10 protein-coding genes are annotated in these 14,319 nt (G+C 74.4%); 5 read left to right on the forward strand and 5 right to left on the reverse strand.

Annotated features, from left to right (window positions below; translation table 11 throughout):
- Window positions 1-42 precede the first annotated feature (42 nt).
- The 4 genes from MUE36_14335 to cofC all read right to left on the reverse strand — a co-directional run bounded on the left by MUE36_14335 (window position 43) and on the right by cofC (window position 3,737).
- A complete protein-coding gene (locus MUE36_14335; GenBank protein MCU0312109.1) occupies window positions 43-1,407 on the reverse strand; it encodes a PhoH family protein in 1,365 nt (454 codons plus the stop codon).
- 250 nt (window positions 1,408-1,657) lie between these two features.
- Window positions 1,658-2,374: a DUF429 domain-containing protein gene (locus tag MUE36_14340; GenBank protein ID MCU0312110.1), complete on the reverse strand. Its 717-nt coding sequence runs from the start codon at window positions 2,372-2,374 to the stop codon at window positions 1,658-1,660.
- Window positions 2,371-3,156: a PIG-L family deacetylase gene (locus tag MUE36_14345; GenBank protein ID MCU0312111.1), complete on the reverse strand. Its 786-nt coding sequence runs from the start codon at window positions 3,154-3,156 to the stop codon at window positions 2,371-2,373. Before MUE36_14345 ends, MUE36_14340 begins: the two co-directional genes overlap by 4 nt.
- Window positions 3,153-3,737, reverse strand: coding sequence for a 2-phospho-L-lactate guanylyltransferase (gene cofC / locus MUE36_14350; GenBank protein MCU0312112.1), 585 nt, complete (start codon window positions 3,735-3,737; stop codon window positions 3,153-3,155). The genes MUE36_14345 and cofC overlap by 4 nt, the downstream gene beginning before the upstream one ends.
- Window positions 3,738-3,834: 97 nt before the next feature.
- Between cofC and MUE36_14355 the strand changes: the two genes are divergently transcribed.
- The 3 genes from MUE36_14355 to MUE36_14365 all read left to right on the forward strand — a co-directional run bounded on the left by MUE36_14355 (window position 3,835) and on the right by MUE36_14365 (window position 8,862).
- On the forward strand, window positions 3,835-4,854 hold the full coding sequence (locus tag MUE36_14355; GenBank protein ID MCU0312113.1) for an NAD(P)H-dependent glycerol-3-phosphate dehydrogenase: 1,020 nt from the start codon (window positions 3,835-3,837) through the stop codon (window positions 4,852-4,854).
- 79 nt (window positions 4,855-4,933) lie between these two features.
- Window positions 4,934-7,222 carry a hypothetical protein gene (locus MUE36_14360; GenBank protein ID MCU0312114.1) on the forward strand — a complete coding sequence of 763 codons (2,289 nt, stop codon included), beginning with the start codon at window positions 4,934-4,936 and terminating at the stop codon, window positions 7,220-7,222.
- Window positions 7,219-8,862: a hypothetical protein gene (locus MUE36_14365; protein ID MCU0312115.1), complete on the forward strand. Its 1,644-nt coding sequence runs from the start codon at window positions 7,219-7,221 to the stop codon at window positions 8,860-8,862. Before MUE36_14360 ends, MUE36_14365 begins: the two co-directional genes overlap by 4 nt.
- Window positions 8,863-8,884: 22 nt before the next feature.
- Here MUE36_14365 and MUE36_14370 read toward each other — a convergent pair whose 3' ends face one another.
- On the reverse strand, window positions 8,885-11,590 hold the full coding sequence (locus MUE36_14370) for a hypothetical protein (protein MCU0312116.1): 2,706 nt from the start codon (window positions 11,588-11,590) through the stop codon (window positions 8,885-8,887).
- Window positions 11,591-11,788: 198 nt separating this feature from the next.
- Here MUE36_14370 and MUE36_14375 point away from each other — a divergent pair, with 198 nt between their 5' ends.
- The gene (locus MUE36_14375; GenBank protein ID MCU0312117.1) at window positions 11,789-13,459 is read left to right on the forward strand and encodes an ABC transporter substrate-binding protein; all 1,671 of its coding nucleotides are present in this window, start codon (window positions 11,789-11,791) and stop codon (window positions 13,457-13,459) included.
- 103 nt (window positions 13,460-13,562) lie between these two features.
- A complete protein-coding gene (locus MUE36_14380) occupies window positions 13,563-14,261 on the forward strand; it encodes a ribonuclease HII (GenBank protein MCU0312118.1) in 699 nt (232 codons plus the stop codon).
- The last annotated feature ends 58 nt before the right edge of the window (window positions 14,262-14,319 follow it).

The following is a 14,319-nucleotide window of genomic DNA, read 5'->3' on the forward strand; positions in this document are numbered from 1 at the left end:
CTCCCCGGTCGTTCCGGGCCGGCAGAGGCCGGTCGCCGTCGCTCAGCCGTGGAGGGGCACGTCGAGCAGCTCGGTCACCACGGCGGCGATCTCGCTGCGCTCGCTGCGGGTCAGGGTGATGTGGCCGAAGATCGGGTGGCCACGCAACGCCTCGATCACCGACACCACCCCGTCGTGGCGCCCGACGCGCAGGTTGTCGCGCTGGGCGACGTCGTGGGTCAGCACCACCCGGCTGCCCACCCCGAGGCGGCTGAGCGCGGTGAGCAGGACCGGCCGCTCGAGGTTCTGGGCCTCGTCGATGATCACGAAGCTGTCGTTCAGGCTGCGACCCCGGATGTGGGTGAGCGGCAGGACCTCGAGCAGGCCCCGCGCCTGCACCTCGTCGATCACCTCGGGCCCGGTGATGGCCTCGAGCCCGTCGAGGACCGCCGCCGTCCACGGGCTCATCTTCTCGAGCTCGGACCCGGGGAGGTAGCCGAGCTCCTGACCCCCGACGGCGAACAGGGGTCGGAACACCAGGACCCGCTTGGCCGACTGCTGCTCGAGCACCGCCTCGAGCCCGGCGGCGAGGGCCAGCACGCTCTTGCCGGTGCCCGCCGGCCCGCCCAGCGACACGATCCCGACGTCGGGATCGGCGAGGAGGTCGATGGCGATGCGCTGCTCCGCGGACCGGCCCCGCACGTCGAAGAGGTTGCGGTCGCTGCGGATGAGGTGGAGGGCCTTGTCCTCGTGCACCCTGGCCAGCGCCGACTGCGAGCCGGCGTGCAGCACGACCCCGGTGTGGCAGGGCAGGTCGCGGGCCCGGTCGTCGTCGGCCACGCCGACGTCGAAGAGCTCGTCGATCGTGGCGCCGTCGACCTCGAGCGAGGTCATGCCCGTCCACCCGGTGTCGCGGGCCAGCTCGTTGCGGTACTCCTCGGCGTCGAGATCGACGATCGACGCCTTGAGCCGCAACGGCAGGTCCTTGGTGACCACGCTGACGGCGAGGTCCTCGTCGGCCAGGTTCCTGGCCACGGCCAGGATGCGGTGGTCGTTCGTGTCGCCGGTGAGCGACGGCGGCAGCGCCGCGGGGTCCTGGTGGTTCAGCTCCACCCGTAGCGTGCCGCCCTGGTCGTTGACCGGGATCGGGGAGGTCAGCCCCCCGTGGCGCACCCTCAGGTCCTCGAGGAAGCGCAGCGCCTCACGGGCCGCCCAGCCGAGCTCGGGGTGGTTGCGCTTCGACTCCAGCTCGAGCAGCACCACCACCGGGATCACCACGTCGTGCTCCTCGAAGCGCACCAGGGCCTTCGGGTCGGCCAGCAGCACCGAGGTGTCGAGCACGTAGGCCCGGCGACGCACCTCGGAGGTGGCGGAGGGACGGGTGGGGCACGCGCCGGGGCGCGTAGGGGTGCGGCTCAGGTCGTTCACGGATCTCCCACGGGGCTCGGGCACCACGGGCGACCCACGATCTCAGCGTGCTCCCGCTGGTTGCGCACCGGCGGGAGGCGACGTCCGGGAGGGCGTCGGGTCCGGCAGCGATGGGCGTGAGGTGGGCTCGGGTGCAGGACGGAGCATGCACTGCACATATGACACCCCGACCGCGAGGACGTGGTGGATCCCACGGGACATGTCACGTCCTGTTCACGTGCCGGTCCGGAACCGTCCACGGGGGTGTCGCTCAGACCACGATCCGCATCGGGAGCCCCCGCTCGTCGCGGCTCCCGTCGCCGAGCACCTCCGCGGTCCCGGCCCACCACCGTCGGGCCGTCCAGGCGTTGGCGCCGGCGTCGAGGAGGTCGTCCACGGCCGCCCCCCGGGTGCGTGACGTGAGCACGGCCGCGTTGTCCGCGAGGTGGGCGACGAGGAGGTCGACACGTTCGCGTCGGCCCTCCGGCGATCGCTTGGACGTGGTCAGCGGCGCGCCGGCCATCGCCGCGAACCCCGACTCGGGGTGCGCCTCCACGACCGCCGCGGCGTCGGCAGGCCCGAGGGCGGCGTCGAGCTCCGCGATCCGGGGCAGGAGGTTGTAGGCCTGGACCGAGATCCCCCGCCCGTCGAGCGCCCGCCCGCGGCGCACCGCCTCGGCGTGGGTCGCCGCGCCGAGCAGCGGCCGCGGTGGCGTGGGGAACACGGTGGCCCGGCGGGGCCCGAGGCGGCGGCGGGCCTCGTCGTCGCAGGCCCGGCGTCCCGAGGCCGCGAGACCGAAGGGCATGTCGATCGCGACGACGGCCAGCCGTCCCCGTCGCACCCGGTCGACCAACGGGGCGACGTGGGTGACCACCTCCACGTCGAGCACCGGCCCGGCCGGCCCGACGGTGACGACCACCCACCCGCCCCGGGCCCCGTCGACCCCCGCCAGGAGCGGCCCGGTCCGGGCGTCGGGGGGCGTCGTCACAGGTCGCGCAGCGCCTTGAACGCCTCGCCGGCCTCGACCCCGGCGGTGGCACCGACCGCGGCCGCCCGTTCGGCGACCCGCCGTCGGAAGGCGGCGCGGGCGGTCCCGTCGTCGTCGGCGGGGATCCCGTGGGTGGTGACGAACTGCGACTCGTGGGCCAGGAGGGCGTCGACCTTGCTGTCGACGAAGCCCGTCACGTCCTCGACGTGGTCGGCCTCGTCGGCCTCGAAGAGCAGCACGGTCGAGGGGCGGTGCGGCGCCACGTCGTGGTGCGGGGCGAAGTGGGGGTCACGGGCGGCGACCACCGCGTCGAGGGCCAGCCAGCCCGCGGCGCGGTGGTCGGGGTGCAACCGGTAGCGCTTCCACGGGTCGTGGGCCGCCACGACGTCGGGGCGCAGTCGCCGGATCCAGTAGGCGACCTCGTCGCGGACGGTGAGCGAGACCTCGAGCTCCCCGTCGACGTGCCCCAACATGACCACCATGCCCCGCGACCCGAGGCGACGGGCCGCCTCGTGCTGCTCGTCCTCGCGGCGGGTGATCAGCGCGCCCGTGTCGGCCTCGGGGTCCCAGGTCCCCTTCGAGCCGTCGGTGAGCACCAGGTGGTCGAGCACGCACCCCCGGGCGGCCCACTTGGCGAAGGTCGCCCCGCAGAGGAACTCGGCGTCGTCGGGGTGGGCGGCGATGACGAGGGCCCGCCCCGGTACCGGGAGGTCGACCGAGTGGATCGGGTTCGCCGGCACCGCCCCGACCGGCAGCGGCGACGGTCGGGGGGCGTCGGTCAACGGACGGCGCCCCAGTCGGGGGCGACGAGGTCGGCGGGGACGTCCACGTCCCACCCGAGCCGCGGCTCGCGCACGACCCGCAGCCCGAGGCCCAGGCGCTCGGCCTCGGCGGCGTGGCGGGCGAACGAGCCGGGGCCGTAGGCGAAGGTGAAGCCGGCCGCGGTGGGCACGGCGGCCACGTTCGTGCCGTCGTCGTGGCGGTCCGGGACGAGCGTGACCTCCGGCCCGTCGGCCACCCAGGCGAGCTCGAGGGCGTGGGGGAGGTCGGCGTGGGCGACGATGGCCCTCGCGTACCCGGCGACGGCGAGGTCGGCCACCCCCTCGTTCACGGCGCCGTTGAGCCCCCGTCCCGGCTTCCACAGCACCGTCGCACCGTGGTCGACGGCCCACTGCGCCACCCGTTCGTCGTCGCAGACCACGTGGACGGGCAAGGGGCGGGCGGCGGCCACGACCGCCGTCGCCATCTGCCGTGCCAGCTCGGCGCGGGCGGGTCCGTCGAGGGCGGGAGCCAGGCGCACCTTCGCCTCGTGGAAGGCCTTCACCGGCACCAGCACGGCGACGGCGGGCAGCGGGCTCGGCACGGGCCGAGTCTAGGGGGAGGGGTTCGAACGACCCCCGGTCGCCCCGGTCGGTCAGATCCCCGTCACCGGTCGCGGCCCGGGTCCTAGGGTGCCGCGCATGGAGATCCGGTGCGCAGTGCTCGGCGCCGGCAGCTGGGGGACCACCGTCGCCCACCTGCTCGCCCACAACACCCCCACGGTCCTGTGGTCACGAGACCCGGCGGTCGCCCGTGAGGTCCGGGAACGCTCGACGAACGAGCGCTACCTGCCCGGTGCATCGCTGCACCCCGAGCTCGCCGCCACCGACTCGATGGCCGAGGCCGTCGCCTCCGCCGACCTGCTCGTCATGGGGGTGCCGTCGCACGGCTTCCGCGACTCGCTCGAGGCCGCATCGGCCCATCTCCGCCCGTGGGTCCCGATCGTCAGCCTGGCCAAGGGCCTCGAGCAGGGGACCCGGCTGCGGATGACCGAGGTGATCAACGAGGTCGTGCCCGGTCATCCCTACGGGGTGCTCACCGGCCCGAACCTCGCGAAGGAGATCCTCGCCGGTGACGCGGCGGCATCGGTGCTGGCCATGAGCGACGAGACGATCGCCGCACGGCTCCAGCGGGTCTTCTGCACCCGGCTGTTCCGCGTCTACACGAACCCCGACGTCGTCGGGTGCGAGGTGGCCGGCGCGCTCAAGAACGTGATCGCCATCGCCTCCGGCATGGCCGACGGCCTCGGCACCGGCGACAACACCCGTGCCGCCGTCATCACCCGGGGCCTGAACGAGATGGCCCGCCTGGGCACGGCCATGGGCGGCCAGGTCGTGACCTTCGGGGGCCTGGCCGGCCTCGGCGACCTGCTGGCCACCTGCATCAGCCCCCAGAGCCGCAACCGCCACGTGGGCGAGCAGCTCGGCCGGGGCCGCACCATCGAGGAGATCCAGGCGGAGATGCACATGGTCGCGGAGGGCGTGAAGTCGGCACCCGTCGTCATGGCCCTCGCCGAGGAGCACGGTGTCGAGATGCCCATCGCCAACCAGGTGTACAAGGTGCTCTACGAGGGCAGCACCGCCCAGGACGCGTACCGGGGACTGCTCGGTCGCGACCACGTCGACGAGATGTACGGGATGCGCCGGGCCCGGCGGCGCTGACGCCCGCCGTCGGAACGCTGCAGCGCATCGGCGAGCCGCCCCGACCTCCGGCACGGGGCGACCGGTAGCGTCTGGCCCGATGGCCGCGCCCCCCGACGACCGAGTGCTGCCCTGGTGGCTGGAGCGCCAGCTCGATCCGGCCGGCCCCGACGTCGTGCCCGGGCCGGCGGCGACCGAGAACTCGACCCACCGCAACTGGGTCCGGCTCGGCACCGTCGGCGCGCCGGAGCGGGCCGTGCTCGACCCGCGAGGGCTGCTGACGCCCTGGCCGCAGGGCTGGTCGCTCGACTGGTGGGCGGGGGCCGACGACCGCTGGCACCTCCCTTCGAGGTCGGCGACGGTGCGCCAGCGCCTGATCGACGATGCCCCGGTCGTCGAGACGGCGATGCGCATCCCGAGCGGCGAGCTCCTGCACCGGGCGTGGGCGGTCGCCGGGGGCTCGGGGGTCGCTCCCGGCGGCGCGGTCGTCGTCGAACTGGAGAACGCCTCGCCGGTGCCGGTGGCGGTGGCCGTGGCCGTCCGGCCGTGGAACCCGCTCGGTCCGGCTCGGGTCGACCTGATCGAGCTCGACGGCACCACGGTCGCCGTCGACGGCCTCGTCGCCGCGATCCTCCCCAAGGCCCCCTCCCGGGTGGCGGTGGGCGATGCCGAGGCCGACTCCGTGCACGTGGTGCTCTCCGGGGCGGCCACCGGCGACTGGCCCGACGGTGGGGCCCGCTGTCGGCGCGGTGGCGCCAACGCCGCGTTCCTGTTCCCACTGCCCCACACCGCCGTGCTCCGCCTCGTCGTGCCGTTGGCGGGCGTCGAGGTCCCGACGACCGCGCGCCGCAGGGCCGCGAACGAGGCCGCGTCGGTGGACGTGGGGGCGCTCCCGTCGGCCGAAAGGGTCGCGTCGGGCTGGGAGGCCCAGGTGCGGCGGGCGCCGCGCCTCGAACTGCCCGAGCGGCGGGTCACCGAGGCGCTGGCCGCTTCGCGCCGCCACCTCCTGCTCCACGCCGCCGGCGACGACGCGGGGGCCTGGCCGGCGGTGCTCGTCGGCGGGCTCGACACCGCGCTCCTGGCCGTCGCGCTCGACCGGCAGGCCCTGCACACCGAGGCCGGGCGCCTCCTGGTCGGCTTCGCCGACCGTCAGAACCTCGACGGGTCGTTCGCCCGGGAGACCCACCGGGCCGATGCCGCCGGCGCCTGGCTGTGGGCCGTCGGCGAGCACGTCCGCCTCTCCGGCTCCCCGGACCTGGCCGTCGCCCTCGTCGGCCCGATCGCCAAGGCTGCCCACCACGTGCAGCGCCGTCACACCTCGCGCCGGGCCCGGCGCGTCGACGGCCGGCCCGCGCTGCTCCCTGCCGGGGAGGGCCCGACCTGGCTGCCCGACGACGTCGTCACCAACCACGATGCGCTGTGGAGCTGGCGGGGGCTGGTGGGGGCGGCGTTCGCGCTCGACGCCGCGGGGCAGCCCGACGCGGCCGCCGAGGTCCGGCGCTTCGGGGAGGACCTCGGCGCCGCGATCGCCGCGCACCTGGCCGGTGCGGCGGCGCCCGTCGGAGCCGGTCCCGACGTCGTCGGTGGCCCGCTCGGCCCGCTGGCCACCGCCGTGGCCCTCGCCCAGACCCTCGCGGGGATCGATCCCTGGCCCACCGGGGCCGCCGACGCGCTCGCCGACGCAGTCCGGGCGGTCGGCGATGATCCGTCGCTCACGCCGGCGGTGTGGCACTGGCCGGGGCACGGCGGGCACAGCCCCCGTCTGACCGCCGCCGCCGCCCTCGCCGAGGCGATGGCGGGGCTCCCCGACGCGCTGGCGCGCCTGCGTTGGCTGCTCGACATCGGCGCCCCGCTGTGGACGTGGCCGGAGCTCGTGCACCCCCGCACCGGGGGAGGGTCCGGTGGCCAGGGCCACGACGCCGCCGCCACCGCGGCGGTGCTCGACCTGCTCCGCGGGCTGGTGGTGGTCGAGACCGCCGACGGCCTCGACCTGTTGCCGGCCGTGCCGGCCGAGTGGTACGGCCAGCCGATCGAGGCGCACGGCGTCCCCACCGCATGGGGGACCCTCTCGTACGCGGTGCGCTGGCACGGCGAGCGGCCGGCTCTTCTCTGGGAGCTCGTGCCCCATCGCGAGCCGGGCGTGGCGGCGGCGCTCGGCGACCGCGTCCCCGTGCTGCGGGCCCCGGGCCTCGACCCGGGCTGGCGCAGCAGCGAGGCCGAGGGTGAGGCGTTGCTGGCCGTGCCGCCCCTCGCCCGACCGCCGGCCCCCGCGGCCGACGAGGCGGCCCCGTCACCCGCCGATCCGCCCCGCGGCGACGGTCCGCCGCTCGACGACGGTGCCGACGGATCGACGCCGTCGGCACCCGACGAAGGGGCGTCGTTCTCGTGACCGAGGCGTCCGATCCGCACGGGTCGACCGGGTCGACCGACCCCGAGGCCGACACCCCGGCGCTCGAGGCCCTGGGCCTCGACGCCCTGGAGAACTACGCGGACCTCGGCGCCCCGGAGTTCGACCTCGCCGACGTGGCCCGGACCTCGGGACTCGACATCGGGGCGCTCGAGGCGTTCTGGCGGGCCCTCGGCTTCCCCGAGGCCCGGGCCGGGGAGAAGCAGCTCACCGCCGCCGATGTCGACATGCTGTCGACGGTCGTGTCGAGGATCGCCGACGGCACGCTCGACCCCGACGCCGCGCTGCAGATGGCCAGGGTCATCGGGTCGGCGCTCGACCGGGTGGCCGCCGCCCAGGTGGACGCGCTCGTGAGCCGTCTCACCAGACCGGCGGTCGGCACCGAGCGTGAGGAGCTGCGTCGCACCCTCGACCTCGCCGGGCTGATGCCCCCCGTCCTCGAGTTCGTGTGGCGTCGCCAGCTCGCCGCGGCCGCCCGCCGCCGCCTCCTCCGGGCCGCCGCCCCCGGCGAGTCGCCCCCGGCGTGCGTGGGCTTCGCCGACCTCGTGGGCTTCACCGCCCAGACCCAACAGCTCGACCAGTCCGAGCTGGCCCTCGTCGTCGGCCGCTTCGAGGCGATCGCCTACGACGTCGTGGCCCGTCACGGCGGTCGGGTCGTCAAGACCATCGGCGACGAGGTGATGTTCCTCACCGACGACGCCGACGTCGCCGCCCGCATCGCCCTCGACCTCGCCCGCACCTACCGGGACGACCCCGATCTGTCCGACGTCCGGGTCGGGCTGGCCCTCGGACCGGTCCTCGAACGCGACGGCGACATCTACGGCCACACCGTCAACCTGGCCAACCGGATCGTGAGCGTCGCCTACCCCGGTTCGGTGGTCGTCAGCGGCGAGCTGTACGACGCCCTGGAGCAGCACGACGACTACGAGTTCACCTCGCTGCGCAACCACTACCTGAAGGACATCGGGCGGGTGCCGCTCTGGCGGCTCCGCCGCACCGGGGAGGAGGTCGACGGCCCGTACCGAGCCGCCCGTCGGAAGCGCTCGTCGCGCTCGCGCATCCTCGAGGAGCGCTGGCGCGAGCGTGACCGCCAGCTGAGGCTGCGAGGAGCCGGAGCGCTCACCGCCGCCGTGGCCGGTCGCATCGAGGACCTCCCCGACCGCGTCGCCCACGTGCTCAGCGGCTCGGCCCCACCCGAGGTGGTGCAGGAGCTGGTCGACGACCCCACGCCCGAGGAGCTCTCCGCACTCGCCGATCTGGTGCTCGACGCCGGGCTCGATCCCGACCTCGAGATCGAGCTGCTCACCGACATCGGTGCGGCGCCCGACCTGCGGCTCCTCGACCTCGAGGCCAACCGTCGGGCCACCGAGGCCGAGGACGACGCCGAGCGACGGCTGAAGGACATCGAGGATGCCACCGCGCGGCGCATCGCCCAGGTGGAGCGCGAGGCCCAGCAGAAGGTGGCCGACGTGATCGCCAGGGCCGAGGCGGACTCCCGCAAGGTGGATCTCGATGCGGCCAAGCGGATGGAGAAGGTGGTGGACGAAGCGCACCGCAAGGCCGAGAAGGCCACGAAGGAGGCTCGCCAGCGCGCCGCCGAGGCCGCCCGACGCAAGTCCTGAGCCGACCGCGGGCCAGGGTCTCCTAGTCCGTCGGCGACTGCGGTCGGACGAGCAACGTGGCGATCCGCCACGGCTCGAGGACCAGTGAGCCGTCGAAGGGTCCGACCGTTCGGCCCCGGAGGTCGAGCACCCGTCCGGTGCACCCGTCGATCTCGACCGTCGACGGTGCTGACGACGGGTTGAACACCCGGACCGCGAGCGCGTCGCCTCGACGACGGATCGACGACACCTCCGCACCGGTCACCGAGAGGGCCTGGCCTTCCGCAGGGCGCCCGCCGTGGCCCTCGGAGCGGATCGTCAGCAACGGCACGCTCAGCTCGTCGGCGAGGACGTGGGCCCGTGCCCAGCGCTGTGGGGCGTCCGGCGGGGCGTCGTCGTCGAAGGCGACGCCGTAGCGGAACTCGTGCCGACCGGGCACCTGAGCGGCGGGGGTCGCCATCACCGGACCGGCCGGGAGGGGACGTGACGGCATCGGGCCGTTGGAGAGCAGGCTCGTCGCCCGAACGAGGGTCACGGCGAGCGCGCCGGCGCTCGTCGGGTCGGACTCCCGGTCGAGATCGACGAGCTCGTACTCGTGGAGACCTTCGTGGACGACGACGAGGCCGCCGGCGGCGACGAAGCGCCGCGAAGGGTAGGTGGCCAACGGCTTCTCGGTCGGTCCGCCCTCCGCCACGAGACCGCGCTCGACGACCGCGAACGCGCACTCGGCGAAGCTGGCGGCGGCCCGACGGGGGAGGGGCACGACGGTGCGGAGACGGTGGTCGCGCTGGCGATGATCGAGCGTCGTGGTGATCCGCACCAGCCCCGACCCGATCTGGAGCTCGACCACCGTGCACACCTGATCGGTGAGCTCGCCCACCCGCCGGCCGCCCTCGGCCCGTTCCGGCCAGGTGTAGGTGGCCGTGACCTCGAGCCGGCCGCGCAGCGGCCCTTCCTCGAGGACGCGGATCCCGACGGCCACCGGGCGGTCGATCACGGTGTCGTGGGGTGGGGCGTCGTGGTTGTAGGTGTCACCGGTGTCGCCGCTGTCGACGAGACGGGCCACGCCCTCGACGGCACGGCCCGCACCCCCGACCTCGCGCAGGCCGAGGGTGCCGTCGACCGGGTCGACCGACACCTCGACGACGCCGTTGGCGAGGCTGCGACCGTCGCCGCCGACGGTGACCGGCGCCAGGTCGGGGTCGGCCGGCTCCCAGACCCTCCAGCCGTACCCGGGCAGCGTCGGCACGTGGACGACGGCGCGGTGTGACGGCGGCGCCTGGATCGTCACCCGGGCGGGCCCGTCGGGCGCCTCGGCCGCCCTCGCCGCGACGTCGGTGCGGATCGGGCCGCTGTAGCGCACCCGCCGGTCGGCGGGGTCGTGGCGGAGCCACACCTCGAGCACCCCGTCGTCGCCCACCTCGGCACTCGCCGAGAGGAGGTGCGGGAAGTTGTCGAGGGCGCTCTGCACCAGGGTGACGGCATCGGCCCGTGTGATGCCCTCGGTGATGGCGGTCCCGTCGCTGCGGGCCAGGACCTGGCTGCCGGCGCAGGGCTCGTGGCCGGGGAAGCGCAGCTCGACGAGCCCCGCCCGCGGGCGGTGGGTGGGGTTCACCATCAGCGGCCCGGCGGTGTCGAGGTCCGCGGCGAGCGCGGTGAGTGCCCGTCCGGCGAGCCCCTCGGCCAGGTGGCGGGCCTCGGCGTAGCGCACCAGCACGGCGTCGACGACCTCGTCGGCCGAGCATGCGCAGCTCGAGTCGTGGGCGGCGTCGAGGACCACGGCGCGCCACGCCTCGGCGAGGAAGGCCGCGGGCCACCGCTCGGCGGGGAGGAGGAGGGCCGACAGCGGTTCGGCGAGTCGCTCGAGGCCCCGTTCGGCAGCCGCGGCGGCGCGGCGCACGTCGACACGGTTCGAGGTGACGCCCATCAACAGGTTGGCCCTGGCCCCCGATCGCAGCTCCCCCCGCCAACGGGGGAGGCCGGTGGTGGGAGCGACCGCGAGGTGAGCGGCCAGCCCGGTGACGACGAAGCGGTACTCGTCCTGGAGGGCATTGGCCTCGGTGACCACCCGCCCCAGCCAGGGTTGGGGCATCAGGTGGTCGGTGCCGTTCATCCAGAGGAAGTCGCCGGCGAGGGTCGCGCCGTGGCGTTCCTCGTAGCGGTGGACCATGGCCACCAGCTCCGCGGCGTCGTCGGGCAGCGTGGCCCCGTTGCCGTAGCCCTCGGGGAGGTACTCGGCGCGTACCGTCGAGCCGTCGGGCGCCTCCCACCAGAAGCCCGTCCGGTCGATGCACGAGGGCACACCGCGCCACACCACGGCGTGTTCGAAGCCGAACCCACGCAGGATCTGGGGCATCTGGGCGACGTGGCCGAACATGTCGGGCAGGTATCCGACCTCCATGGCCCCGCCGAACTCGGCGGCCCGCTCGAGGCCCATCTCGAGGTCCCTCACGATCGTCTCGCCCGAGACGAGGAACTCGTCCATCAGGACGTACCACGGGCCGAGCCCGAGATGCCCGGCCTCGGCCAGACGGCGGAGCACCGGGGCGGCGTCCGGGCGGACGGCGAGGTAGTCGTCGACCACCGCCATCTGCCCGTCGAGCATGAAGTGGGAGGCACCGGGGTCGCGCTCGAACCGGGGGAGGAGCTCGTCGAGCAGCTCGACGAGCTGGAGCCGGAAGGTCTGGAACGGGGCGTACCACTCGCGGTCCCAGTGGGTGTGGGGGACGACGTGCACGGTCCTCGTCATGGCGTCCGAGGGTACGGCAGCTCCCGGTCGGCACCCGTCGCGACGGCGCCCGCGCCCGTGCGGGGGAGCCCACCGTCCCCGACTGTGTCGTCGGTCACTCCTAAAGTGGATGCCGCACGGCGCCGAACCTTCGGAGCGAGTGACGTGGCGGCCGGCCGGCCGCATGATCCGGCAACGCCGCCGGGCGAGGGGAGCACGATGAGGACCCGATCGACATCGAGGAGACTGGTCGCCGTCGGCGCCGTCGCAGTGGCGGGGCTCGTCCTCGCGGCCTGCGGTTCCGGGGGTGACGACGAGGCCGTCGACATCCAGTCGGCCGACGTCACCATCGAGCCCACCGGCTCGCCCACCCCCGGGGGCAAGGTCAAGTACGCCCTCGAAGGCGAGAGCGACGGCTTCAACCCGGCGGTCAACCGCTGGGCCATCTCCGGGCTCATGGTCGCCAACGCGGTGTTCGACCCGCTCGCCGCCTTCGACGCCGACGGCAACGCCCAGCCCTACCTCGCCGAGTCGTTCACCCCCAGCGCCGACTTCCTCACCTGGACCGTCACGATGCGCCCCGGCATCACCTTCCACAACGGCGAGCCGCTCGACGGCGCGGCGGTGAAGACCTCCCTCGACGCCGCCCGGGAGTCGCTCCTCGCCGGCGGGGCGCTGCGCAACATCGCCGACACCGCGCCGGACCCCTCCAACCCCCTCGCCCTCGTCGTCACCATGGCCGAGCCGTGGGCCAACTTCCCGGCCAGCCTCACCCAGCAGGTCGGCATGGTCATGGCCCCCGCCCAGGTCGACGCCCCCGAACCCGACAACACGCGCGTCCCGATCGGCACCGGGCCCTTCGTGTTCAAGGAGTGGGTCCCCGACAAGGGCTGGATCGGCACCAAGAACCCGAACTACTGGCGCACCGACAGCGAGGGCACGAAGCTGCCCTACCTCGACGAGGTCGAGTTCATCCCGGTGCCCGACTCCCAGAACCGCGGCACCGCTCTCATCACGGGCGACGTCCAGATGGCCCACACCACCAACTGGCCGACCATCGCCACGCTGAAGGCCGAGGCCGACGCCGGCAAGGTCCAGTTCGTCGCCGACGTCGGCGAGAACGAGGAGAGCTTCGTGGTCCTCAACACCGCGAAGCCCCCCTTCGACGACGTGCGGGTGCGGCGGGCCCTCGCGCTGTGCACCGACCACGCCAGCTACCTGGCCGTGAACGAGATCCCGGCCGAGTTCCAGGCCGACAGCCAGTTCCGTGAGGGCTCTCGGTGGTACAACCCCGACAACGGGTACCCCTCCTTCGACGCCGCGGCGGGCACCGCGCTGGTGGCCGAGGTCGAGGCGGAGAGGGGGCCGCTGACCTTCACGCTGGGCACCACCACCGACGTGGCCAACCAGCTGTCGACCCAGACCCTGAAGACCCAGTGGGACGCCTGTGGCATGGACGTGTCGCTCACCTCCACCGAGCAGGGGAGCTTCGTCGGGGACATGGTCCTCGGCAACTACGAGGCCAACCTCTCGCGGCAGTTCGGTGAGGCCGATCCGGATGCCGACTACGTCTGGTGGACCGGGCAGAACGCGCCGCCGCTCCCCGGGCTGGCGCTGAACATGGCCCGCCTGAGCGACCCCCAGGTCCAGGCCGCCCTCGACGCCGGTCGGGCCTCGTCCGACCCGGCGACCCGCGAGCAGGCCTACGACGACCTGCAGCGGCGCCAGAGCGAGCTGATCCCCTACATCTGGCTCAACCACTCCCAGTGGGCGATCGGCGCGGCGAACGACGTCCGCAACCTCACCAACCAGACCCTGCCCGACGGCCAGCCGTCGCTGCCCTTCGGCCGGGGCGTGCACCGCCTGACCGAGACCTGGCTCCAGCAGTGACGGTGGGCGGTGCCGCCGCACCGCCCACCCCGACGAGGCCCGGGCACCGCCCGGGCCTCGCCGCGTCCGGACCCCGGAGCGGCGGGCTACGGTCGCATCCGTCGTGGCCAGCACCGTGCCCCCGCTGCGCAGAGCCCTCCGGGCCAAGGCGCCGTCGCTGCTCGTCGAACGCGAGCGGTGGGCCATGGGGGAGTCCGTGGTGGTCGGTCTCGACGAGGTCGGCCGCGGTGCCTGGGCGGGCCCGCTCGTGGTGGGCGCGGCCGTGGTCCCCAAGGACCGGCGCATCAACAAGGTCCGTGACTCCAAGATGCTCACCGAGACCGAGCGCGAGGCGATCTTCGAACGGGTGGCGCAGTGGTGCGACGCCTGGGCGGTGGGCTCGGTGAGCCACGAGGAGTGCGACGAGCTGGGCATGTCGGCCGCGCAGCGCCTGGCCGCCCGTCGAGCGCTCGACGCGTTGGGGGTGGCCGCGGACCGCGTGCTGCTCGACGGGAACTGGGACTTCGTGGGGCGCGGCAACACCACGACGGTGGTCAAGGGCGACGCCCGCTGCCTGTCCATCGCCGCGGCGTCGATCCTCGCCAAGGTGAGCCGCGATCGGCTCATGCGAGCCGAGGCCGAGCACCACCCCGGCTACGAGTTCCACGCCAACAAGGGCTACCCCTGCCCGCGCCACAAGATCGCCCTGGCCGGGATGGGGCCCACGGCGATCCATCGGCGCACCTGGGCGTTCATGGACGCCCTGCCGTGGTCGGGGGTGCCGCGCCGTCCCGGCTTCGACGCCGAGCCCACGCTGTTCTGAGTCGATCCGACCCGGCCCACGGTGTCGGAGTCGGTTCACCTACAGTTGAGTCCCCCGG

The sequence above is a fragment of the Acidimicrobiales bacterium genome (assembly GCA_025455885.1).
GTDB lineage: Bacteria > Actinomycetota > Acidimicrobiia > Acidimicrobiales > Acidimicrobilacustridaceae > Rhabdothermincola_A.

Excerpts from the sequence above, each read along its gene's own strand:
- MUE36_14355 (MCU0312113.1), top strand. The coding sequence starts at position 3,835 with ATGGAGATCCGGTGCGCAGTGCTCGGCGCCGGCAGCTGGGGGACCACC.
- MUE36_14360 (MCU0312114.1), top strand. The coding sequence starts at position 4,934 with ATGGCCGCGCCCCCCGACGACCGAGTGCTGCCCTGGTGGCTGGAGCGC.
- MUE36_14370 (MCU0312116.1), bottom strand. The coding sequence starts at position 11,590 with ATGACGAGGACCGTGCACGTCGTCCCCCACACCCACTGGGACCGCGAG.
- MUE36_14375 (MCU0312117.1), top strand. The coding sequence starts at position 11,789 with ATGAGGACCCGATCGACATCGAGGAGACTGGTCGCCGTCGGCGCCGTC.